Origin of the sequence: Klebsiella sp. Q11 (genome assembly GCF_964241505.1) — a bacterium.
GTDB lineage: Bacteria > Pseudomonadota > Gammaproteobacteria > Enterobacterales > Enterobacteriaceae > Klebsiella > Klebsiella michiganensis.
Window position 1 is genome coordinate 312934 of record NZ_CAXSXW010000003.1, and the last position, 21296, is coordinate 334229.

25 protein-coding genes are annotated in these 21296 nt (G+C 56.6%); 8 read left to right on the forward strand and 17 right to left on the reverse strand.

The window, feature by feature from the left end:
- Window positions 1-30 precede the first annotated feature (30 nt).
- The 7 genes from fecE to fecI form a co-directional block, all read right to left on the reverse strand.
- The gene (gene fecE, locus ACESQ2_RS06200; protein ID WP_046876540.1) at window positions 31-798 is read right to left on the reverse strand and encodes a Fe(3+) dicitrate ABC transporter ATP-binding protein FecE; all 768 of its coding nucleotides are present in this window, start codon (window positions 796-798) and stop codon (window positions 31-33) included.
- Entirely contained in the window at window positions 799-1752 is a 954-nt protein-coding gene (gene fecD, locus ACESQ2_RS06205; RefSeq protein ID WP_046876541.1) for a Fe(3+) dicitrate ABC transporter permease subunit FecD, read from the reverse strand. It lies immediately after the preceding gene.
- The gene (gene fecC, locus ACESQ2_RS06210) at window positions 1749-2747 is read right to left on the reverse strand and encodes an iron-dicitrate ABC transporter permease FecC (RefSeq protein WP_014228931.1); all 999 of its coding nucleotides are present in this window, start codon (window positions 2745-2747) and stop codon (window positions 1749-1751) included. Before fecC ends, fecD begins: the two co-directional genes overlap by 4 nt.
- Window positions 2744-3646, reverse strand: a complete 903-nt coding sequence (locus tag ACESQ2_RS06215; protein WP_046876542.1) for a Fe(3+) dicitrate ABC transporter substrate-binding protein FecB — start codon at window positions 3644-3646, stop codon at window positions 2744-2746. The genes fecC and ACESQ2_RS06215 overlap by 4 nt, the downstream gene beginning before the upstream one ends.
- 58 nt (window positions 3647-3704) lie before the next feature.
- Window positions 3705-6041: a TonB-dependent Fe(3+) dicitrate receptor FecA gene (gene fecA / locus ACESQ2_RS06220; protein ID WP_046876543.1), complete on the reverse strand. Its 2337-nt coding sequence runs from the start codon at window positions 6039-6041 to the stop codon at window positions 3705-3707.
- A gap of 98 nt (window positions 6042-6139) precedes the next feature.
- Entirely contained in the window at window positions 6140-7087 is a 948-nt protein-coding gene (gene fecR, locus ACESQ2_RS06225) for a ferric citrate uptake sigma factor regulator FecR (protein WP_048261624.1), read from the reverse strand.
- Window positions 7084-7605 (reverse strand): ferric citrate uptake sigma factor FecI, encoded by a 522-nt coding sequence (gene fecI / locus ACESQ2_RS06230; protein ID WP_032749540.1) that lies wholly within the window; start codon window positions 7603-7605, stop codon window positions 7084-7086. The genes fecR and fecI overlap by 4 nt, the downstream gene beginning before the upstream one ends.
- Before the next feature lie 259 nt (window positions 7606-7864).
- Here fecI and ACESQ2_RS06235 point away from each other — a divergent pair, with 259 nt between their 5' ends.
- From ACESQ2_RS06235 to ACESQ2_RS06250, 4 genes are all read left to right on the forward strand, one after another.
- Window positions 7865-8653, forward strand: a complete 789-nt coding sequence (locus tag ACESQ2_RS06235; protein WP_046876545.1) for a class I SAM-dependent methyltransferase — start codon at window positions 7865-7867, stop codon at window positions 8651-8653.
- A gap of 543 nt (window positions 8654-9196) precedes the next feature.
- The gene (lpxP, locus tag ACESQ2_RS06240; RefSeq protein ID WP_009653416.1) at window positions 9197-10111 is read left to right on the forward strand and encodes a kdo(2)-lipid IV(A) palmitoleoyltransferase; all 915 of its coding nucleotides are present in this window, start codon (window positions 9197-9199) and stop codon (window positions 10109-10111) included.
- Between the two features lie 90 nt (window positions 10112-10201).
- Window positions 10202-10840, forward strand: coding sequence for a leucine efflux protein LeuE (leuE, locus tag ACESQ2_RS06245; protein ID WP_046876546.1), 639 nt, complete (start codon window positions 10202-10204; stop codon window positions 10838-10840).
- A 129-nt stretch (window positions 10841-10969) separates the two neighbouring features.
- The gene (locus ACESQ2_RS06250) at window positions 10970-11233 is read left to right on the forward strand and encodes a DUF2534 family protein (protein WP_004131510.1); all 264 of its coding nucleotides are present in this window, start codon (window positions 10970-10972) and stop codon (window positions 11231-11233) included.
- Between the two features lie 48 nt (window positions 11234-11281).
- On the opposite strand, the gene ACESQ2_RS06255 is transcribed toward ACESQ2_RS06250, so the two are convergent.
- From ACESQ2_RS06255 to ACESQ2_RS06270, 4 genes are all read right to left on the reverse strand, one after another.
- Window positions 11282-11407, reverse strand: a complete 126-nt coding sequence (locus ACESQ2_RS06255) for a hypothetical protein (protein ID WP_102075955.1) — start codon at window positions 11405-11407, stop codon at window positions 11282-11284.
- Window positions 11408-11547: 140 nt separating this feature from the next.
- Window positions 11548-11622, reverse strand: a complete 75-nt coding sequence (gene yoaJ / locus ACESQ2_RS06260) for a protein YoaJ (RefSeq protein ID WP_100248259.1) — start codon at window positions 11620-11622, stop codon at window positions 11548-11550.
- Window positions 11622-11723: a YoaK family small membrane protein gene (locus tag ACESQ2_RS06265; RefSeq protein WP_004101234.1), complete on the reverse strand. Its 102-nt coding sequence runs from the start codon at window positions 11721-11723 to the stop codon at window positions 11622-11624. Before ACESQ2_RS06265 ends, yoaJ begins: the two co-directional genes overlap by 1 nt.
- A 57-nt stretch (window positions 11724-11780) precedes the next feature.
- On the reverse strand, window positions 11781-12794 hold the full coding sequence (locus tag ACESQ2_RS06270) for a sensor domain-containing diguanylate cyclase (protein WP_046876547.1): 1014 nt from the start codon (window positions 12792-12794) through the stop codon (window positions 11781-11783).
- Window positions 12795-13090: 296 nt separating this feature from the next.
- Here ACESQ2_RS06270 and ACESQ2_RS06275 point away from each other — a divergent pair, with 296 nt between their 5' ends.
- Window positions 13091-13330 carry a DUF333 domain-containing protein gene (locus tag ACESQ2_RS06275; protein WP_046876548.1) on the forward strand — a complete coding sequence of 80 codons (240 nt, stop codon included), beginning with the start codon at window positions 13091-13093 and terminating at the stop codon, window positions 13328-13330.
- Here ACESQ2_RS06275 and ACESQ2_RS06280 read toward each other — a convergent pair.
- Together ACESQ2_RS06280 and ACESQ2_RS06285 are read right to left on the reverse strand one after the other, a co-directional pair.
- The gene (locus ACESQ2_RS06280) at window positions 13325-13669 is read right to left on the reverse strand and encodes a DUF488 domain-containing protein (protein WP_049070258.1); all 345 of its coding nucleotides are present in this window, start codon (window positions 13667-13669) and stop codon (window positions 13325-13327) included. The two genes, ACESQ2_RS06275 and ACESQ2_RS06280, sit on opposite strands and share 6 nt — an antisense overlap.
- The gene (locus ACESQ2_RS06285; RefSeq protein WP_049070257.1) at window positions 13656-14165 is read right to left on the reverse strand and encodes a DUF523 domain-containing protein; all 510 of its coding nucleotides are present in this window, start codon (window positions 14163-14165) and stop codon (window positions 13656-13658) included. Before ACESQ2_RS06285 ends, ACESQ2_RS06280 begins: the two co-directional genes overlap by 14 nt.
- Before the next feature lie 162 nt (window positions 14166-14327).
- On the opposite strand from ACESQ2_RS06285, the gene ACESQ2_RS06290 reads away from it, so the two are divergent.
- The gene (locus tag ACESQ2_RS06290; RefSeq protein WP_345911162.1) at window positions 14328-15020 is read left to right on the forward strand and encodes a CTP synthase; all 693 of its coding nucleotides are present in this window, start codon (window positions 14328-14330) and stop codon (window positions 15018-15020) included.
- Between the two features lie 37 nt (window positions 15021-15057).
- Here ACESQ2_RS06290 and ACESQ2_RS06295 read toward each other — a convergent pair whose 3' ends face one another.
- On the reverse strand, window positions 15058-16242 hold the full coding sequence (locus tag ACESQ2_RS06295; RefSeq protein WP_049070255.1) for a CynX/NimT family MFS transporter: 1185 nt from the start codon (window positions 16240-16242) through the stop codon (window positions 15058-15060).
- Between the two features lie 97 nt (window positions 16243-16339).
- On the opposite strand from ACESQ2_RS06295, the gene ACESQ2_RS06300 reads away from it, so the two are divergent.
- Window positions 16340-17134 carry a helix-turn-helix domain-containing protein gene (locus tag ACESQ2_RS06300; RefSeq protein ID WP_192830784.1) on the forward strand — a complete coding sequence of 265 codons (795 nt, stop codon included), beginning with the start codon at window positions 16340-16342 and terminating at the stop codon, window positions 17132-17134.
- On the opposite strand, the gene ACESQ2_RS06305 is transcribed toward ACESQ2_RS06300, so the two are convergent.
- From ACESQ2_RS06305 to dgcJ, 3 genes are all read right to left on the reverse strand, one after another.
- A complete protein-coding gene (locus tag ACESQ2_RS06305) occupies window positions 17118-17564 on the reverse strand; it encodes a DUF441 domain-containing protein (protein WP_004138309.1) in 447 nt (148 codons plus the stop codon). The genes ACESQ2_RS06300 and ACESQ2_RS06305 overlap by 17 nt on opposite strands.
- 163 nt (window positions 17565-17727) lie before the next feature.
- Window positions 17728-18228 carry a YbaK/prolyl-tRNA synthetase associated domain-containing protein gene (locus ACESQ2_RS06310; protein ID WP_046878576.1) on the reverse strand — a complete coding sequence of 167 codons (501 nt, stop codon included), beginning with the start codon at window positions 18226-18228 and terminating at the stop codon, window positions 17728-17730.
- 32 nt (window positions 18229-18260) lie between these two features.
- Window positions 18261-19757 carry a diguanylate cyclase DgcJ gene (dgcJ, locus tag ACESQ2_RS06315; RefSeq protein WP_224260301.1) on the reverse strand — a complete coding sequence of 499 codons (1497 nt, stop codon included), beginning with the start codon at window positions 19755-19757 and terminating at the stop codon, window positions 18261-18263.
- A 361-nt stretch (window positions 19758-20118) separates the two neighbouring features.
- Here dgcJ and ACESQ2_RS06320 point away from each other — a divergent pair, with 361 nt between their 5' ends.
- On the forward strand, window positions 20119-21276 hold the full coding sequence (locus ACESQ2_RS06320; RefSeq protein ID WP_004850015.1) for a glycosyltransferase family 9 protein: 1158 nt from the start codon (window positions 20119-20121) through the stop codon (window positions 21274-21276).
- The last annotated feature ends 20 nt before the right edge of the window (window positions 21277-21296 follow it).

Sequence of the window (21296 nt, forward strand, 5' to 3'; positions counted from 1 at the left end):
TCGGGTAGGGCGCAGCGCGCCTTACCCGGGTTATTTCACCACGCACATCGGGCGCTGCGACACCGGCTCCGGGTGAATCTCCGCCTCCAGGTGAAAAATCTCCCGCAGCATCTCCGGCGTCAGTACCGTTTCCGCCAGGCCCTGAGCCTGCACCCGGCCCCCTTCAAGCACCACCAGATGGTCGCAGTAGCGGCTGGCCTGGTTCAGGTCGTGCAGTACGGTGACCACGGTCTTACCCATCGTCTGCAGTTCGCGCATCAGCGTCATCAGCGCCACCTGATGATGAATATCCAGCCAGGTCGTTGGCTCATCGAGCAGCACCAGCGGCGTATCCTGCGCCAGCAGCAGCGCCAGAAAAGCCCGCTGCCGCTGGCCGCCGGAAAGGGCGGTCAGCGGTTGTTCCGCCAGCGCAGCGATGCCGGTTCGTTCTAGCGCGCTGTCGACCTGCTGTCGATCCTGCGCGGAAAGCCGCCCCCACAGCGGTAGCCACGGACTCCGGCCGTAGCCGACCAGCTCGCGTACGGTGACGCCTTCCGGAACGTGATGCTGCTGCGGCAGCAGCGCCAGTCGCCGCGCCAGCTGACGGGCGGAGAGGCGGTTTAAGGGGACATCATTGAGCCAGACCTCGCCGGCGATGGGCGTCAGGAGGCGAGACAAACACTTCAGCAGCGTTGATTTACCGCAGCCGTTTGGCCCCAGCAGCGCGGTAATTTTCCCGCCCGGTAGCGTCAGATCGAGATTGTTGATAACGCGCTTGCCGCCATAGCCAGCGGTTAGCTTTTCTATTCGCAGTTCCATTTAACGCATTCTCACAAGAAGCCAGATAAACCAGGGGGCGCCGATAATCGCCGTCAGCACGCCTGCCGGCAGCTCAAGCGGCGGATGCAGCGTTCGCGCCAGCAGATCGGCGAGCAGCAGAACCACTCCGCCCGTGAGCGCAGAGAGCGGCAATAAACGGCGATGGCGGCCGCCGAAGAGGCGACGCACAAGATGCGGCACCACAAGGCTGATAAAGGCGACAGGACCGCAGACCGCGACGCCGATCGACGCGAGGGCCACCGCCAGCGTTAAGCCGTAGCCGTTAAGCCAGCGTACGTTGACGCCGAGCGTTCCCGCGCGCTCATGGCCTAGCGCCAGCAGGTCGAGATCGCGACTGAGGGCGAAGCTTAAGGGCAGCAAAATCGCCAGCAGGGGCAGGACGATGATGACGAATGCGCCGTCTCTGGCCCACAGGCTTCCGGTCAGCCACAGCAGCGCGTTATTGATCTCCTGCGGCCGCGACAGTAAGAGGTAGTCGGTCACGCTGGCCCAGCAGGCCGACAGCGCGATGCCGGTCAGCGCCAGGCGCATTGGGCGAGAAAAACCGGCAAGGGCGAGCGGTATTACCATCGCCACCATTCCGCCGATAAAGGCCAGCAGCGGCAGCCACGGCAGGGGCAGGGACGGTAAAAACCACAGTGCCGCCACCGAGGTCAGGCTCGCCCCGTGGTTAATACCCAGAATGTCCGGCGAGGCCAGCGGATTATGCACAATACCCTGAACCAGCGCCCCGGAAACCGCCAGCGCGGCGCCGATAATCAGCGCCAGCACCACGCGCGGCAGGCGATATTGCGTAAGGACGTAGTGATACTCGCTGTCCGCATACCATCCGCTGAGTAGCGCTCGCCACGGCAGCGGGATCGCCCCCATCCGCAGCGAGAACAGGGTTAACAGCGTGAGCGCGAGCCATAAAAACACGATGCGTTGTTTCACCCGCGTCTCCTGACCAGCCAGACAAAACAGGGCCCGCCCGCCAGCGCCAGCACCGCGCCCGCGGGCAGTTCACCCGGCCAGGCCAACGCTCTGGCGAGCATATCCGCCAGCAGCATAAACAGGGCGCCCAGCAGGGCGCTGACCGGCAAAAAAGTACGATGATCGTGACCCGCCCAAAAACGCGCCAGATGCGGGACCAGCAGGCCAACAAAGGCAATCGGTCCGGCGACGCTGACGCTGGCGCCGGTAAGCAGCAACACGGCCGCGTTGATAAGCAGGCGCAGGCGCGGCAAATTCACCCCCAGCGAATGGGCGGCGGTATCGCTGACGTTGAGCAGATTAAGCGCGTTGGCCAGCAGGAATACGCCGGGGGTGATCAGCGCGACAAAAGGGAAAAGCTGCCAGAACTCGGCCCAGCGTACGTGGGAAACGCCGCCCGCAAGCCAGGTAAGAATGCCCCAGGCGCGATCTTCCGCCAGCAGCAGGGTCATTCTGGTCAGCGCCATGCATAGCGCCGAGAGGGCAATACCGGCGAGGATCAACCGTTGGCGATCCTGCTGCTGACGCCAGCCGCCGCCGGCGCTCATCACCAGCAGCCAGCTTATTCCGCCGCCGCAGGCGGCAATCAGCGCCAGCGAAAAGCCCGCCAGCGGTGCCGGACTGAATGCGCTGGTCAGCGCCATCGCCAGCGCCGCGCCGCTATTAATGCCGAGCAGTGAAGGCGATGCCAGCGGGTTATGGGTAAGCGTTTGTAATAACGCCCCCGACATCGCCAGCGAGGCGCCGAGCATTACCGCCACCAGGCTGCGGGGCAGGCGCAGATTAAGCACCAGCGCCTCCGCAAGCGAAGGAGACTCAGGCGCCAGCAGGGCGTGAAGGGCGTTGAGCGGCGAAATCGGGATGGGCGAATAGCAGAACAGGCTCAGCCAGAACAGGCCGCTGAGGGCCAGCAGCGGCCATCCCCAGATAAAAAACGCGCGACGGAACGGTTTCATGGCGTGATATCAACCGCCCGGTGGTGGACAATTTTAACCATATCGCTGGCAATACGCTCGGCGGCGAAGATCCCGCGCATCCGCGCCCAGCTGTTGCTGTCGACGGCGGCGACCTGCCCTTTCTGCTCGGCCTGCAGCATTGGCCACAGGGAGTCCTGCTGCCATTTTTTCACGATACTTTCACTACGGTAATGGGCGACCAGCAGCCATTGCGGATTCAGGGCCAGCAGCTGTTCGAAATTTATCGCCGCCATCGGCGCGCCGCCGATTGGCGGCGGAACCTTCAGGCCAAGCGCCGTCAGCACGCTGCCGGTATAAGTTTGCGTTGAGTGAAGATTAAACTGCTGTTCGCGAGAGGTGCCAAACAGCACGCTGGCGCCAGCCGGCAGCTGTCGGGAAAACGCCGCCATTTTTTGCCGATGCAGCGCCAGACGCTGCTGCATCTCCTTATCCTTACCCACTACTTTGCCGATAATCGCCGCTGACTGCAGGTTCTCCTCCCAGGTTTCATTGCGCGATTTCAACAGCAGCACCGGGGCAATTTGCCTCAGGGCGGCGTAAATTCCGGCATGGCGACTGCTATCGGCGACGATCAGATCGGGATGCAGAGCGCTGATGGCCTCCAGTGAGGGCTGGGCGCGGGTGCCCACCGACTGCCAGGGCTTCAGACGTGCGCGTACGTCCGCCAGAATACGCGACGGATCGTTGTCATCGGCCACGCCTGTCGGGCTAACGTCAACCGCCGCCAGCGCGTCGACAAAGGAGAGTTCAAGTACGACGATGCGCTGCGGCGTTTTATCAAGCGTAAAGCGACCGCGCTCATCCTGTACGGTGGCGGCAAAGAGCGGGCCCGCCAGAAACAGCAGGCTGAAAATACACAGACGAACAAGGCTAAACATTATTCACTCCAGCTTGCCGGACAGGGCGCGAATAGCGCTGTCCGGCAACGCTCTATCATCAGAACTTCATTGATCCTTGCAGGTACAGCGTGCGCGGCTGACCGGCGTAAAGCCCTTTGTTGTTATCGTCGTACGAGCGGGTGTAATACGCATGGTCGAAGATGTTTTTCACCCCCAGCGCGAGGTTGAGATTGGCCATCTGCGGGCCAAAGTCATAGGCCACGCGAGTGCCCCACAGCATATAGCCGGGAATGCGGCCGGTGCTGCCATCGGCGCTTTCGGCAACGGTATTGGCGTTATCGGCAAACTGGCTCGACTGGAAGTCGCCGTTGAGGTTAAACGTCCAGCTGCCGGGCTTGTAATCGACGCCCAAGGTGCCTTTGTGCTTCGGCGAGAAGGGAACCTGGTTACCGTAGGTGTCGCCTTTCTCGCGGATTTCAGCATTGACGTACGCATAGCTGGCGTAGACAGAGAGATTATCAAGCGCGGGTGAAAGCTCGCCGAGGGCGTAACGGGTTTGCGCTTCCAGGCCGCTATGACGGGTTTTACCGCGGGCGGTGACCGTGTCATTGGTCTGGTTGGAATCGTACTGATTGTTGAAGTTAATCAGGAACAGCCCCATCTCTGCGGTCAGCGCGCCGTCATCGTAGCGGGTGCCGACTTCCCAGGTTCGCGCTTTTTCCGGTTCCACATTGCCGCTTTGCACAGCCTTGCCAATCTGGCTGTACTGTACGGTGCCGAATGAGCCTTCTGTGTTGGCATAAAGATTCCAGCTGTCGGTGAGGTGATAAAGAACATTCAGCGCCGGGAGCGGGGCGTTATAGCTGACCCGTTCGCGGGTGCCGAGCAGATTATTGTCCTGATAAGACTCAATGTGCTCAAAGCGCATACCTGGCGTAATCGTCCAGTTGCCGATATCCACGCGATCGTCGATATACCAGGCGTGGGCTTCGGTGCCGGAACGGGTATCGCGATCGTACGGGCTGGCGGTGCTGGGCAGCTCGCCGCTGGTGGTCGCGGTGTAGTAACGCATCTCGTGGGTCGATTCGTTGACGTAGCGATAGCCGACGCCGACTTCGTGGGCGGATGGGCCGATCATAAAGCTTTGGCTGTAGCGCGGCTCGATGCCGCGGACCCAATATTCGCGCGGGGAGAGGGTAATGCGCTTACCCTGTTCCAGGTAGCCGCTGCGCAGGGTATGGGTATAGAACCCCTGAATATTAAATTTATGCTGCGCATCCGGTTGGTACTGGTAGCCGAGGCTGGCGAGCTGGCGGCGTCCCCAAAAGCGGTCATAAGGACGCGTGGACTGCCAGCGGTCGGCGTTGTAGTCGGCGCGGGAGAGGCCGCCGGGCATATCGGCTTCGCCGTCATAGTATTGCAGCAGGCTGTTAAAGGTATGGACTTCGTTGGGCGCGTATTTGCTTTTCAGCATTACATCATCAATCCGCGTGGCGCTGTGTTCGCGCCAGTCGCTGCCCCGGGTGCCGGAGTAAAGCAGGGCGGATCCGAAACCGTTGTCCGCCGTGCCGCCGATCGCGAGGTTATGCGTCTCTTTCGGGTTGTTTTGCGAAGAGGTGGGGCTGAGCTGCCCTTCAATGCCGCCCTGAATGCCAAAATCCTCGGGGATGGCGCGGGTGACGAAGTTCACCACGCCGCCGACGCTCTGCGGCCCGTAGCGCACCGCGCCGCCGCCGCGCACGACATCGATGGCGTCCATATTGCCGAGCGAGACCGGCGCCAGCGAAAGCTGCGGCTGGCCGTAGGGGGCAAAGGGAACCGGGATACCGTCCATCAGCACCGTGGAACGGCTGGCAAGCCGCGGGTTGAGGCCACGAATACCGAAGTTCATCGCCAGGTCGTGACTGCCGGTGCCGGTATTTTCCGGCGCGTTGACGCCGGGGATCCGGTTCAGCACTTCGCGCATCGTGGCGGCGCCGGTTTTGGCGAAATCCTCCCGACGGATCACGTCGCGGGCGCCGGCGTGCTCAAAGACATCGTTTTCGCGCGCGTCGCCAAGCCAGTCCCCGACGACGGTGAGGGTGGATTCTGCACTGACGGACGCGGGCTCCAGCTCCAGGGTCCAGACGTTCTTGCCCAGCGGCTTGAGCCGTAATCCGCTGCCGTTCAGCAGCCTGCGTAAACCCTCTTCGGTTTCAAAGCTGCCGTGCAGGCCCGGACTATGCTTGCCGCGCGTCAGGCTGGCGTCGGCGGAAAGCGTGATACCGCTGCGGGCGGCATATTGGTTCAGGGCGTGATCTAACTCCCCAGCGGCAATATCATACTGCGCGGCGGCGAATACCGGCGCGGCAGCCAGCCCCGCTAGCGGCAGCAGGCTTAAACGGATTGCCATCACCAGAGGCATCGGTTTGCGTAAAACGCGTAAAGGCGTCATCTCTTCTCCACCATCGTTTTTGGTTATATTCATCAGATAAGTCGAACGAGCAGGGGAAAAGGGACAATAGAGAATGAGAATTTTTTCGATTTTTTTTCTCAGGCCGGAACGAGCGTGACCCAGTAGCGGGTGACAGACCGCAATGTAATCGGCAGCGTTTGCGCGATAACCTGCAGAATGGCATCAGGGTCGCCCAGCGGAAAGGTGCCGCTCAGGCGTAAATCGGCCACGGCGGGATCGCAGCGCAGCACCCCGGAGCGATAGCGGGCGAGGGTTTCGACCACTTCGCTCAGCGGGGCGTCGTGGAAGGTCAGCACGCCCCGGATCCAGCTATCCTCGCCGCCGTTGAGCTTAACCAGGGCGGCGAAGCGATCGCGGGTAAACCACAGGCTTTCCCCGGCGTTAACGCGTTGGGCGCTGCCGGACGGTAAAACCACTTCTACGGCATGCTGCTGTACCGCCAGCCGGGTGCCGCCGGCAAACTGACGGACGGTGAATGCGGTCCCGAGCGCGGTGAGAGTGCCTTCCCGCGTTTGCACCCGAAAAGGCCGCTGCCGGCTGTCGTGAGCGGTCCTGATGGCGATTTCGCCGTAGCGTAAATGAACCATGCGCTGCCGCGCGTCAAAACGGACGTCGGCGGCACTTTCGCTATTCAGCGTCAGCAGCGAACCGTCGGCAAGCCGCTGCGGGCGCGGTATTCCTTTCGCCGTCCGGTAGTCGGCGCGGAGGCCCTCCGCCAGCTCGGACTCCCAGAGCCGCCAGCTGCCTCCGGCCGCCAGCAAAAGCATCAGCCCTTTCAGCACGTGGCGACGCGCCAGACGGCTATCGTGAAGAGCACGGCTGGCCAGCCCGCCCGGCAGTTGCCCCATCTGCTGACGCAGGTTTTCTACCTGCTGCCACGCCCACTGATTTTCGTTGTTTTGCTCATACCACTGCTGCCAGCGGGCCTCCAGCTGCGGACTGACGCGCCCATCGCTGAGGACCGCGTACCAGTGCGAGGCGGAACGCAGCGCCTGACGACGGGATTCGCTTAGCGTCGGTTTCACAGGCCATTCTCCAGACGGAACAGCAGGCAGTGCTCGGTGGCTTTCGCGATATATTTCTTAACCGAACTGATGGAAACCGCCAGGCGGCTGGCGATATCGGCGTAGGTCAGCCCTTCAAGCTGCGAGAGCAAAAACGCTTCCCGGGCTTTTGCGTTAAGCCCGTCCAGCATGGCATCAATCTGCTGTAACAGTTCGAGCTGGCTCTGCCGTAGCTCCGGTGAGGGAGAGAGCTCTGGCGGTAGCTGAGAGAGCATGTCGAGCCAGGCGCGCTCCAGGGCGTTGCGGCGGAACAGGTCGATCATCACCCGTTTAGCAATCGTACAGAGAAAAGATTTTGGATCGCGAATCGTCAACAGCGACTCGCCGGCCATAATTCGGACAAAGGTGTCCTGCGCTACGTCGTCGGCGTCATAAGCGGATTGCAACTTATGGGTAAGCCATTTTTTCAGCCAGCCATGATGGTCGCTATAGAGCGAGGCAAGCGTCAGCGGAGAAGCGATGGCGGATGAAGGTGACATAGCCAGGTTCAGGAGAGTTGATCAATACGACACATGTTAATATGAGAATGGTTATCATTTCAATAAAGCGGCGACAGGGATAAGGGCCATATAGACTCATAGTAACGATAAGTGATTGTTAAATATTGAATAGATTTTTCCCCTCATTGCATCATTTCTTTCCCTTTCTTCTTAATGCAAATAAAATTCATTATCATTATTCCCTCTTTAACTTTAATGTTGTATTTATAATGCATCTTAATGAGGGGAGGAGAGTCAAATGAACGCAAGCGAAAAAGCCGGACATACGTTTTTGGCAAGCCTGGGGAAAACCCGCTTACGCCCGGGCGGCATTGAAGCCACAGAGTGGCTATTTCAGCAGGCGGGTTTTACCGCCGACAGTAAAGTTCTGGAGGTAGCCTGTAATATGGGGACAACCTCTATTGAGCTGGCGCAGCGTTTTCGCTGCAGCGTTTACGCCATCGATATGGATAAAGACGCGCTGGCGAAAGCCCGGCAAAATATCGTTCGCGAAGGTGTGGATCATCGGGTGATAGTGATGGAGGCGAATGCCGCTCGGCTGCCATTTGCCGATGCAACGTTTGATATGGTGATAAATGAAGCGATGCTCACCATGTATGCGGATAAAGCCAAAGAGAAACTGGTGGCGGAATATTTTCGCGTTCTTAAGCCCGGCGGTCGTTTGCTGACACACGATATCATGTATACGCAGGATGCGCTGGGAGAGGACGCCCGGCGGCAGCTGCAGGGGGTGGTGAAATCCCACGTCAGCCCGCTGAGCGCCGCCGCCTGGCAGACGCTTTTCCAACGGACCGGCTTTGACGCCGTAAGCATTCATCATGGACCGATGTCGCTGATGTCGCCGCGAGGGTTGATGAAAGATGAAGGTTTTAAACAGGCGCTAAAAATTGTCGGCAATGGTTTGTTGAAGGGCGAGAATCGTCCGAGATTTTTATCTATGTTGCGTTTTTTTCAACGTCATAAAAGGCATTTGAACTTTATTGCCTGCTGTTCTGTTAAAGCAACGGAGGTAAAAAGTCTGAAATAACCCACCGGCGATATGGATAATTGTCGATAAATATTAATTATTGTCAGGAAAGTAAAATAAGCTGATTCTTATTTTAGTCATTTCTCTGACACTCATTTTTAATATTGCTATTTTATGTCAGTGAGGCTTATGGAAGATAAAGGAATAGCCTGTCCGCAAACGTTGTGAAAAGGATAACAGAAAGCAGAGGCTACCCCGACCTCATCTGGATGCAGCCGTAACTCGAAGCGGCTTCAGCTGCGGCCTGCGGGTTACCACAGCGACGTTCTGGTTGGAAAAGACGCATACTTTATGTTGAATGATTAGCGCGTTAATCATTCTTGGGGTGGATATTTGAGGTTTATTATTCACTTTTTTATTTACATTTTGTTACAGGTGTGCTGGTATTGTGTTTTTTTCTGTTGGCCTCTTTTTTTACTTGCCGGAGTGAATTTACCAGGATTATTATTGTCTGAACTGCTACACGTACCGCCTAATGACAGATGAAGGGACTCGTTTTTTCCTTAAGCGTTACCTCATGTTCTAATGTTTACAGGAAAAAACATGTCTTGCGCTTTTAATAAAAAACTTCTTCATCCCCGTAATTGGGGGACCTGGTTTGGCCTGAGCGTGCTCTGGCTCATCGTCCAGCTTCCTTATCCCGTCTTGCATCTTATCGGTACCAGCGCCGGTCGCGCATCCCGGCGCTTCCTGAAACGCCGTGAGCATATCGCCAGACGCAATCTCGAACTTTGCTTTCCCACCATGTCGCCCGCGGCGCGCGAAAAGCTTATCGAACAGAACTTCATGTCGCTAGGGATGGGCCTGATTGAAACAGGGATGGCATGGTTCTGGAGCGATGAGCGCGTTAAGAAATGGTTTGACGTGGAAGGTATGGTCAATCTCAATAATGCTCTGAGCGAACAAAAAGGCGTGATGGTCGTTGGCGTCCACTTTATGTCGCTTGAACTGGGTGGCCGTACGATGGGGCTGTGTCGTCCGATGATGGCGACCTACCGTCCGCATAATAGCCCGTTAATGGAGTGGGTGCAGACGCGCGGTCGTTTGCGCTCGAACAAGGCGATGATTGACCGTCGTAATTTATCCGGCCTGGTACATGCCTTAAAGTCGGGTGAAGCGGTGTGGTTTGCGCCGGATCAGGACTACGGCCCGAAGGGGAGCGTATTTGCTCCGTTCTTCTCGGTACAGCAGGCAGCAACGACCAACGGTACCTACGTACTCTCTCGTTTGTCGGGCGCGAAAATGCTCACCATCAGCATGGTGCGTAAAGCGGACCGCAGAGGTTATAGCCTGCACATCAGCGACGTCATGAGCGACTATCCTGGCGAAGATAAACAGGATGCGGCAAGCTATATCAACAAGGTTATTGAGAAAGAGATCCTGCGCGCGCCGGAGCAATACCTGTGGGTTCACCGCCGCTTTAAAACCCGTCCGCTGGGCGAAACTTCGCTCTATTAAGCCCTCCGCACTCGCGGCGCTTTCAAAATGGTCCCGGTTGCGTTAACGTGCGCGGGATCATATTTTTTGTTGTAAGCGAAGGAGTGCGTTGTGTTCGCTGAGTTTGGTGTATTGAATTACCTGACCTATCTGGTCGGCGCTGTTTTTATCATCCTGGTTCCCGGCCCGAATACCTTTTTTGTCCTCAAGACCGGCATTGCCCACGGCGTTAAAAAAGGGTATCTGGCGGCGGCAGGCGTGTTTATTGGCGATGCGGTGCTGATGTTTCTGGCTTTTGCCGGCGTCGCGACGCTCATCAAGACTACGCCGGTGCTGTTCAATATCGTGCGTTACCTGGGGGCGATTTATCTGCTGTGGATGGGCGGCAAGATGCTCTACGCGGTGTTAACCCAGCGTGATGGTCATTCGTCTGCTGATTCCGAGCCGGGCAGCGCGATTCTCAAACGTTCGCTGACCCTTAGCCTGACGAATCCAAAAGCGATTCTTTTTTATGTCTCATTCTTCGTGCAGTTTATTGACGTCAGCGCCAAAACGCCCGGGCTGGCGTTCTTTATTCTGGCGCTGACCCTGGAGATAATCAGCTTCATCTATATGAGCTTTTTGATCCTCTCCGGCTCTTTCGTTACGCGTTACGTGAAGACGAAAAAGAAGCTGGCGAAAATCGGCAACAGTCTGATAGGCCTTGTGTTTGTCGGTTTTGCCGCCCGTCTGGCGACGCTCCAGTCGTAATCGTTGGGGGCCGGTACGCGGGACCGGCCCCATAGTGACTGTCACTGCCTCGTAACAAAATCCCTTCAATTTTGATTGCATTGGTGTTACATATACAGCCGATTATCGCTCAGAAAAAAGGGAACCCGGATGATTCTGCAGAAACTCACCAGCAATAAAAACAGCAAGAAGTTCTTTTTGTCGATCGCGGCGATCTTTGCCATCGCGCTTATCGTGGTTGGGCGCGCCACCTTTGGCGGCGTGGTGAGTGAATACAATATGCCGTATTCAGAATGGACGACGTCAATGTTCTTTCTGCAGGGGGCGATGGTCACGGTTTACAGCATTGTGTTTACGCTGCTGTTTTCCATCCCGCTGGGTTTCCTCTTTTTAGGTTCCGACCGCCGGGACTAATTTCATGCAATAAGGCGAACCGAAGTTCGCCTTATTATGTTTCCACGGCTATCGCCAGTCTCTGTTGTCATGATGATGGTGGTGGTGTTGATGGTGATAGCCTGGGTCGACAATACATCCCGATAACAGCGTGCAAAGCGCGAGAATCAACGGCAACACGATCGGTTTTTTCATTTCTCACTTCTCCAGTTAAATCCGTGCGCAAAAACGGGCATGCGCTATCGGCTGATGAGGTGAGTGTATGCTTTTAACTTATTGAGTAGATGAGATAATTCTGCAATCCTTGCCGGAAAGACGCGCGAATAATCCTGGATTTACCACCAGCCCAATTGCGTACCTGCCACGGCGACGATGGCGACAATAAGCATAATTATGGTGCTTTTTTTCATTACGCTCCGCCTGGTGCCGCATAGCCGCCGACAAAAAACCAGCCCAGAAAAACCACGGCAACGATAAAAATAGCCACCGGAAATAGAATACCCAGTCTCATTATTGAGCCCCTGTAAGTGCGTGTCGTGTCGACTATGATACGGGATTTCACCGTAGATTAGTCAATATGAAAAAAACGCCCCTGACGGCGAGACTGCTTATCCTGATACATCGCCTCATCGGCGGCGCGCAGCGCCAGTTCAACGTCGATCTGCCAGGGGTCGGCTTCAATCACCCCAAAACTGGCGCCGGGGTAGTTAATCCGGTGTTCGCCAAGGAAATAGATCCCCGCCAGCGCTTGACGTAACGCGGCGATATACTCCTGCTGGTCGGCTGAATCGGTACCCGGACCGACAATTAAAAACTCATCGCCGCCGAGACGGCCTACAATATCGCTGCTGCGCACGCGGGCGGCCAGGCGTTCTCCGATCTGAATCAAAAAGCTGTCGCCGCACGGGTGGCCGAATCGATCGTTGATTGCTTTGAAATCATCGAGATCGATAAAAATCAGCAGCACGCTGCGCTGCTGTTCCCGGGCCTGCGAAAACTGCGCGGCAAGATGCTTAAACAGCGAGCGGCGATTCGGCAAACCCGTAAGCTCGTCGGTATACGAATGCATCTCCAGCGCGACGTTAGCCGCCCGAAGCTGCTGTACCAGCGTCTCTTTCTCAACGTAATGGGAGATGAGGTTGGCAAACAGATTCATCACCTGCTCACCCTCAATGTTATAGGGCTGTCTTGCCCGGCTGGTGGCGCACAGCGTGCCGAATAATGAGCCGTCGGTCAGGCGCACGGGAATGCTGAAAAAGGTGGCGATCCCCAAATCCTGGGCGGCGAGACACGAACGCCAGCGCTCGGCAACATCGTTGCTAAAAATGCAGCGGTCGTCCAGCGCGCGTTTGCACAGCGAGTCGTTCCACGGGACGGAGAACCCTTCGGGGATCTGCATTTCGCTGCTGTTGTGCGCGTACATAATATGCTGGCGCTGCGCGTCGAAGTCGATACGAGTCAGGTAGGTAGATTCCATTCGGGTAACCAGCTCCAGCATCTCAAGCAGCTGTCGCACCAGGGTTTCGAGGGAGTGTTCATTAGCGAGCGTTTGCGACACGCGAGCGAGAATAAAATCGGACATGAGAAATACGGCTCCCGAATGCTAATCGTCACTACCAGCAAATGATGCTAAAAAACAATCAGCGCAGAATTAACAGAGATACACAAAATTTAACACATCTGGGGGGAGAATACCTGCATCCGCGGCGGGAAAAAAAGCCCCGTCGGGGGCGACGGGGAAAACTCATTGATTATGGAATGATCTGTTCTCTGGTCAATTCGAGAACAGGGCTACTCTACGATGCAAAAGTGCAGCTAAAATGGAGAAACCGTGGAGATTCAGGGTGAAAGACCGTTTTAATCGATTAAGGAGGGGAAATGAAGGGGATGATAGTCATGCTGCCTCTGGCGCTTGCCGGATGCGCGCAGACTCAGCCGGCGCAGCAAGCACACCCGATAGGGATGGCTAACCCGGCTTCGGTATACTGCCAGCAGCTGGGAGGGAAACAGGTTCCTGTCCAAAGCCCGCAGGGCGTACGCACCGAGTGCAAGCTACCCAGTGGTGAAACGTTAGATGAATGGGCGCTCTGGCGGCGCGATCATCCGGCTAAGTCATAGCGCTTTCAGCCAGTCAGCCAGCACCTGGGCATGGTTTTGCCGGGTGTTTTTCGCCGCGTAGAGCAGCGTCAGCGGCTGCTGCGTGGCAAGCGCGGCCAGGCGCTCGCCTTCATCGCGGTGGGCTTCCAGCTCCTGGCGATAGCGCTGGCTAAAGTGGGCAAAATCAAGCGTCTCGCCGTGAAAAGCCTTACGCAAATCAGTCGATGGCGCCAGGATTTTGCACCACTCATCGTAATTCAGCGCCTCTTTTTTTATTCCGCGCGGCCACAGGCGGTCTACCAGTATCCGGTAGCCGTCGCTCGCTTCCTGCGGGTCATAAACCCGTTTACATTGAATCATCGTCACTCTCCCTCCGTTCCATCCAGGCAAGCAGCTGCGGCAACTGCTGCTCGGAAAATACCGTTATCCCGTATTCGCGAAGCAGGGCGGCGGCAACGCCGGCACCGGGTTTGCGCTGTCCGTTAAAGGTACCATCATAGATAAACTGACTGCCGCAGGTTGGGCTGCCGTCGGTGAGCAATGCTGCGGTACAGCCTTCCTCCTGCGCTGCTTTTAGCGCCAGCCAGGCGGCTAGCTGATAGCGCGCAGTGACGTCCTGGCCGTCACTTTCAACAATTTTCGCACGGTTTTGCATGACATCCGCTCCCTGCGCGCCAAGGATTTCCGCCGGTAGCCTGGGGATGGGCAATCCGGCAGCCAGCTCCGGGCAGTGGGTGACCAGCCGCCCCTCGCTCTGCCAGCGAGACAGCGCGTTAGCCAGCCGGGCTTTATGGCTGCCGTTATAGCGAACCTGAAAGCCCATCAGGCAGGCGCTAACCAAAATTTTGTCCTTCATCATTCATCCATAGCGATTTGTCTGCCCTATACCATAGCGCCAGTCAGGCTAAATTACCCGCGTTCAGAAGCAGACAAAATAAGGATTGTGTTCTGCCGTTGAGATCGCTAACCTGAGGCTCCTTGTGTTGCCTGATATTCGCTCTGACATAAGGATCCTGCTATGAACTCCCCCCTGCGTATTGCCCTGGTTGGTGATTACAACCCTGATGTAGTTGCCCATAAAGCGATTCCCCTGGCAATTGATGATGCCGCCGCCGTACTGGAGCTGCCGCTGCGTTATGACTGGCTGGCCACCAGCGAAATAAAGTCCGCTGACGATCTCGCTGATTACGATGCTATCTGGGTGGTTCCCGCCAGCCCCTATAAAAACGCCGAAGGCGCGTTTATCGCTATACGCCACGCGCGGGAAAACAGCATTCCGTTCCTTGGCACCTGCGGAGGATTCCAGCACGCGATTATCGAATACACGCGCAACGTTATGGGCTGGCGGGATGCCGCACATGCGGAAACCGATACCGAAGGCCGGATGGTTATCGCGCCGCTTAGCTGCTCGCTGGTAGAAAAGTCGGACAACATTGAACTGCGGGCCAATACGCTGATCTCTCGTGCCTATGGCCGTGACAGTATTGAAGAGGGTTACCACTGCAGCTACGGGATTGCCGCCGATTTTGCCCGCGAGCTGGAGCAGGGCGACCTGCGGGTTACGGGCTGGGATGATGACGGTGAGATTCGGGCGGTAGAACTGGTGACGCATCCGTTCTTTGTCGCCACGCTATTTCAGCACGAGCGCAATGCGCTGGAAGGCAGACCTGCGCCGCTGGTTCACGCGTTTTTACGCGCGGCAAGTCAGTGAGCGAACGCCCGGCGGCGGTTGCCGGGCGTCGATATCGCTAGCCGTTGATCTCCCGATCGCGACCGGCCAGCGCGCCAAATACCGCCATCGCAACGGAAATCAGCGCCACGGCGATCAGCGGGATATGCCAGTCGCCGTTGGCATCATGAATTTTTCCCATCACCGGCGGCCCGCATGCGGCCAGCAGATAGCCCACCGCCTGCGCCATTCCCGACAGCGCGGCGGCCTGGTGCGCCGAGCTGGCGCGCAGCCCGATAAAGGTCAATCCCAGAATCATGGTCGCGCCGGAACCGAAGCCAAAGATAAGCGTCCACAGCACCGCCTGAGCGGGTAAAAACCATAAACCGAGCGCGCTGACTGCGCACATCAGGGCGACCAGCACCGCAATGCCGCGCTGATCTTTCAGCCGATGCAATATTAACGGGATCGCCAGCCCCGGCGCCGCTGTGGCCAACTGGAGCAGCCCGTGCAGGGAGCCCGCCTGCGCTTCGCTGTAGCCTATGCTTTGCAAAATGGCGGGCAGCCAGCCGATGATGACGTAGTAGACCAGCGAGTTAATCCCGAGAAACAGCGTCACCTGCCAGGCCAGCGCCGAGCGCCAGATCCCGCGGTTGTGGATGGCGCCCGACCCCGTCAGCGGCGCGGTGACTTGCCTGCGCGCCTGCGGTAGCCAGATAAACAGCGCCAGCAGCGGAAATGCCATCAGCATCAACAGCGCGCCGCGCCAGCCCAGTCCGGCGAGCGCCAGCGGAACGACCATTGCCGAACCCAGCGCCGCCGCGCCCCCCATCGTGAGAGAGTAAGCGCCGGTCATTTTGGCGACGTGCTGCGAGAAGTCACGTTTGATCAGTCCGGGCAGCAGAACGTTGCCCAGGGCGATGCCGCAGCCGATAATCGCGGTTCCGATAAACAGCAGCGAGACGAAGGGCAGGGAGCGCAGACCCACGCCGAGGCAAATCAGGATCATCGCCAGCAGCAGGCTACGTTCAATGCCGAATCGGCGGGCGACACCCGCCGCCAGCGGCGAGACCAGGCCAAAGGCCAGCAGCGGCAGGGTGGTTAACAGACCGGTTTGCGCGGTGGTGAGGCCATATTGGCTGCGAATGGCATCGAGCAGCGGCGCGGCGCCGGTAAAGGTGACCCGCAAGGTGGTGGCGATAAGCAGAATACCGGCAATCAATAGCAGATTACGGCGGCCGGCAGAAGGTGAAACAGAATTCATGGCTATCTCAAACAAGAATACGTGGCGCTTACCATAGCCTGTTTGCCGCCTGTTTAAATCAAGCTAAAATGACAGATTATCGCTAAAATCGGACAATATCATGATCGGACTCGGCCTGGACGGCTACGACCCGGACAGCGGCCACGAAGCGGCGGCGGCTTTTCGTATTCAGGTGGTCGCGGACGAGCAGTACATTCCGCGCCATCATCACCGTAAAGGTCAGCTCATCCTGGCGCTACACGGGGCGCTGACCTGCGAAGTGGAGAACGCGATGTGGATGGTGCCTCCGCAGTACGCGGTGTGGGTACCGGGACAGGTGCCGCACAGCAATCGCGCGACGCCGGAGGCGCAGGTCTGCTTTTTATTTATTGAACCCCACGCGGCGCCGATGCCGGATTTCTGCTGCACGCTAAAGATTTCGCCGCTGGTGCGCGAGCTTATTCTCGTTATGGCCGAGCGCAGCAGGGCCGAACTCGCTAAACCGGCAATGAACCGCCTGGTGCAGGTGCTGTTCGATGAACTCCCGCAGCAGCCGCAGGAGCACCTGCAGCTCCCGGTCTCCGGGCATCCAAAAATTCGTCAGATGGTGGACACGATGGCCGTCGACCCGGCCCGCTGGCAAACGCTGGCGCAGTGGGCGGCGGAGTTTGCCATGAGCGAACGCAATCTGGCGCGGCTGGTGGTGCGTGAGACGGGCTTAAGCTTTCGCCGCTGGCGACATCAGCTGCAACTGATCCTCTCCCTGCAGATGCTGATCCGCGGGCAGACGGTACAGCAGACGGCGCAGAGCCTGGGCTATGACTCGACCACCGCCTTTATTACCATGTTTAAAAAGGGCCTCGGGCAAACCCCGGGGCGCTATCTTGCCAGCCTGGCTACGACTTCCCAATAAACAGCGAAATGATCCCGGCGGCGATCAGCGGGCCGACCGGGACGCCGCGGAAGAGGGCGACGCCGAGCACGGTGCCGACCAGCAGTCCGGCCACCAGCTGCGGCTGCGAGCCCATCAGCGCCACGCCGCGCCCGCCGAGCCAGGAAACAAAAACCCCCACGGCAATCGCCAGCAACGATTTCCAGTTCACGAAGGAGTGCAGCAGCGTAGAGGGTGGTAGCGTGCCGCTGGCAATGGGCGCCATCACGCCGATGGTGAGAATAATAATACCGATGGTCAGCCCTTGCTTTTCAATCCACGGAAAGAAGGCGTTGAGCGGGGTGACGCGGACGATAATTAATACCAGGATTGAAATAGCTACGGTGGTGTTATGGCTAATAAAGCCGAGCGCCGCCAGGCCCAGCAGTATTAACAGGGTGGTGTCGAGCATGTGCAGAGGTCCTTGCCAGAATATAAAAAAGAACAGCCCGTTTACTCTACGCATAATCGCGTAAGTAAACAGGTTTTTTATCGCAGACTCGCGATTTGAGGCATCTGCACGATCGATTTTCACCCGCGGGACAATCCGCGCCCTGGCGCAGGAGAGGGAACAATCAGGCTTCGCGATGAAACGCGATCAGTTCCGGACGGGCAATACGCAGATAGTCGGCGGTATCAAGGATGATGGACTTATCAAGCTGCCCGGCGTTGAAGGCGATTTCCGGGAAGCGCTCAAACAGCAGCGGGTCGGCGACCAGGCGTAAAGAGGGGTGGAAGCTGAAAGGGGGAATGGCGCCAAAGACGCAGGCGGTCAGGGCGTCAACTTCCGCCGGGCTGGCCAGAGAGGCTTTGCTGCCGCCGATGTATTCGGCCAGACGGGCTAAATCCGCCTGCAGATCGGCGGCAAGGATAGCCAGAACGTGCTGATTAACCCCATGTCCTTTAATTTTACATACCAGCGCTTTCGCCCCCTGACCCAGCGCGGTGCCGCGGATCTTCGACACGGCTTCACACTTTCCGACGGCTTCATGTTCCACGACCCGGTAACGGGCGTGGTCGCGGTTAAGCAGCGCCAACAGCTGCTGATGAATACTCACTTTTACTGGCGCGTTCATGTCGTTTTTTCCTTAAAAATAAAACCTCAAGATTAATCCTCTCGCCCCGGGTAAGCGTGTTTTTTTTGCTTTTTATTTTCGTACAGCCGGGCATCCGCGATTTTCATGACGTCGGCCAGGCTATCCCCCGGCGCCATGCTGCAGGCCCCCCATGAGAAATTAACGCGCTGGTTAATGTCAATTTCCTTCAGGTGCTGGCGAATGCGCTCGGGTATATTTTTCGCCTCCTGTTCCTCATAATCGATCAGTATCAGGAAGAACTCATCGCCGCCCAGCCGGATACCGTAATCGCTTTTACGAATGGCGGCGGAAATGGACTGGGCGAGCAGCACGATGGCGCGGTCGCCTTCATCGTGCCCCCAGGTGTCATTAAGGTATTTAAGCCGGTCGCAGTCCAGCGCCATAAACACGATATTCACGCCTTGCTCGGTGAGCTTTTGCATACGCGATTCCAGCAGCGCGGAGAGAATTTTTCGGTTGTACAGACCGGTTAAAGAATCACTAATGTTTTCTTTAAAAACGTCGGTATACAGGCGAAAGTGCATGCGTACCAGGTGCAGCAGAACGCCGGTAGATATCAGGTAAAACAAAAATAGCTTCCAGGAGCTCAGCAGAAAATAGGACATATCCAGCGACAGCGAAATGTGCAGGTTTTCCGCCACCTGCTGGCTATGGTGGGCGTAGCTGAAAAAATGCGTGTTGCTGCGGTGAACGCGGATTTCAGACGTTGAGTCCGAGTCCGTTAAGGTGATGTCGAGATAGCGCCAGACCAGGGGGCGGTCGGTGGTATAGAGCAGCTTCTCAATATCGTGACGAGTGACGTCCACCATCACAATACCCTTCAGCCGATCCCGATGATAGACCGGGGTTAAGAACGACAAAATATTCTGTCCGGTTAATGCGTCAGCATAGATGCTGGAAATTAGCGTACGCCCGCGAAGTAAACCGTTAAGACTGAACTGAGTGATGCCCAGTTTACTGTCGTGAAGAAAGTTCCAGTTATCAACGGGGCTGCTATCTATCTCAATCGGCGAATAGAAATACGCGTATTTATTGTCTAAATCGAGGTAATAGCGGAAGCGTTTATCTGATTTGAAGGTTGCCGAATTCAGCGCGGCGATAATATCGCTTTGGGCTATCGCGGCATCAAAAGCCTGCAGCGCCGGGAGATCGTTAATCCACGGCTCGCACGAAGGCTGGGTGGTGCTGAGCGTACCGTGAAGCCCGGGGAAGGTATGCCCGGCGATATTGAGCCCGTATACGTTGCCATTGGTCTGCACGCCAGCGCAGGCCTGTCGGGCCTTTTCGGCCGCGGGATGCGTATCCAGCTTTCGCGAGACCTGGGAGATAACCAGCTGATTTTGATATTTATCGTACAGAAAGGCGGATTCGCCCTTCTCGACGATGTAGCGCATGTATTCCGACATATCCCGATGGCTGGCGACTAATTCATACACCAGAAATGAAGATGTCAGGACAACCACCCCCGCAGAAATGAAATGACGGAGTAATTTATTCTGTAATTTCATGATGATAATTTCGCCAGCACAATTAAGACAATTCTACCATGTGCGGCGCAGGGACGCCACGTTCGGTGGCAGACAGACTGTTTATCTATCCAGTGCCGGACTCAGTCAGCATCGCACGGCAATGGAAATGAATAGTTTATTAAATATGAGGGCGCTAATGAATGTTACTGTCGTAAATATCCTGCAAAATCCATTTTCCACTCATTTTATCCTCAATGAAATATGCTGCAATGACGCTGCTATGGCTATCCTGGTGCAGCTAAAAATGAAATAATGTTAATTATCAAGCGAACTTTTCTTATTTTTACCAGTCCTTAGCAGGGTTACAGGCAGTACTATTGAAAGCGGCAATGAGGTTATCATGATGGAAAACGCAGCGGTGCAGGGAACCCCTCGAAAGTTTAAAAAAATAAGGGCGCTAAACAGGCGTCGAAATTATTTTTTTAAGAAAATACGCAACGATTTGCGAGTCTATATCGCTAAAGCGTTCTGGGATAGTCGCGCGCGCCGTGAAGCTGATTTAACCTCCGCGAAAACGGTGCTGTTAATGCGTAATGAAGGTGCGATCGGCGATGTAGTTGTTGATTCAGCGCTGGTTAAATGCCTTCACGAGGCGGGAATGACCGTTGACTTTCTGTTGACCAAATCCAATAGTCAGGTCATGCGGTATAATCCTCGCATTCGCCATATCTATGAGGCCGAGAATGTCGACTCGGCGGATTATTTGCACAAATTTACCCATAACGTTCCTCAGTCAGTTATTACTGAGCTTGCGAATAATAAGTACGATATTGTAATCGACCCGTCGTTGTTTGATATTCCGGTACACAGGATGCTGCTGTTACGACAGATAAAGCCCAGAGCGGTACTGGGTTTCAATAAGTGGCCTTCTATTAAACACTACAGCAAGTCTTTTGATTTTGACTGTGAAAACTGGCACGTCAGTAAGACATTTTCTTTTATCGCTGATTATCTGCAGCTGGATAAAAAATCTCTGCAATCTTATGATCTGCATATTCCACAGGATATCTGCCAGCAGGTTCGTGATTATCTGGCGGCGCTCAACGGGCGTAACGTGGTGATTAATATTTTTGCCGGGCATCAGGACCGCAGTATGTCGCAGGCGCAGCTGGCAACGCTTCTCGCCAGACTGTGCGAGGATTATCCGGACGTCAATATCATATTGCTCGATCATCGCAATGAAATCCGGATCCCCCTGCCGGAGAAGGTCTGCGTGAATCCGTTCAAAACGCTGCACCACTGCATGGCGCTTATCGCCGAGGCCGACTTAGTTATCTCGCCGGATACCTCGGTGGTCCATATGGCGGCGGCGTGGAAAAAACCGCTTATCGCGGTCTACAAAGATGTGCGGATGAATAATCGACTCTGGGCTCCGGGGTACGACAACGCGCGGCAGATTATCGTTAAATGCGGCAAGGTATACCAGCTGGAGAGCTTGCCCGACCTGATAATGTCGGAGATTGATCCCGTCACCCTGCAACAGGCGCGAGCCGGGTAAGGTGGGGTAAAAAAACAGCC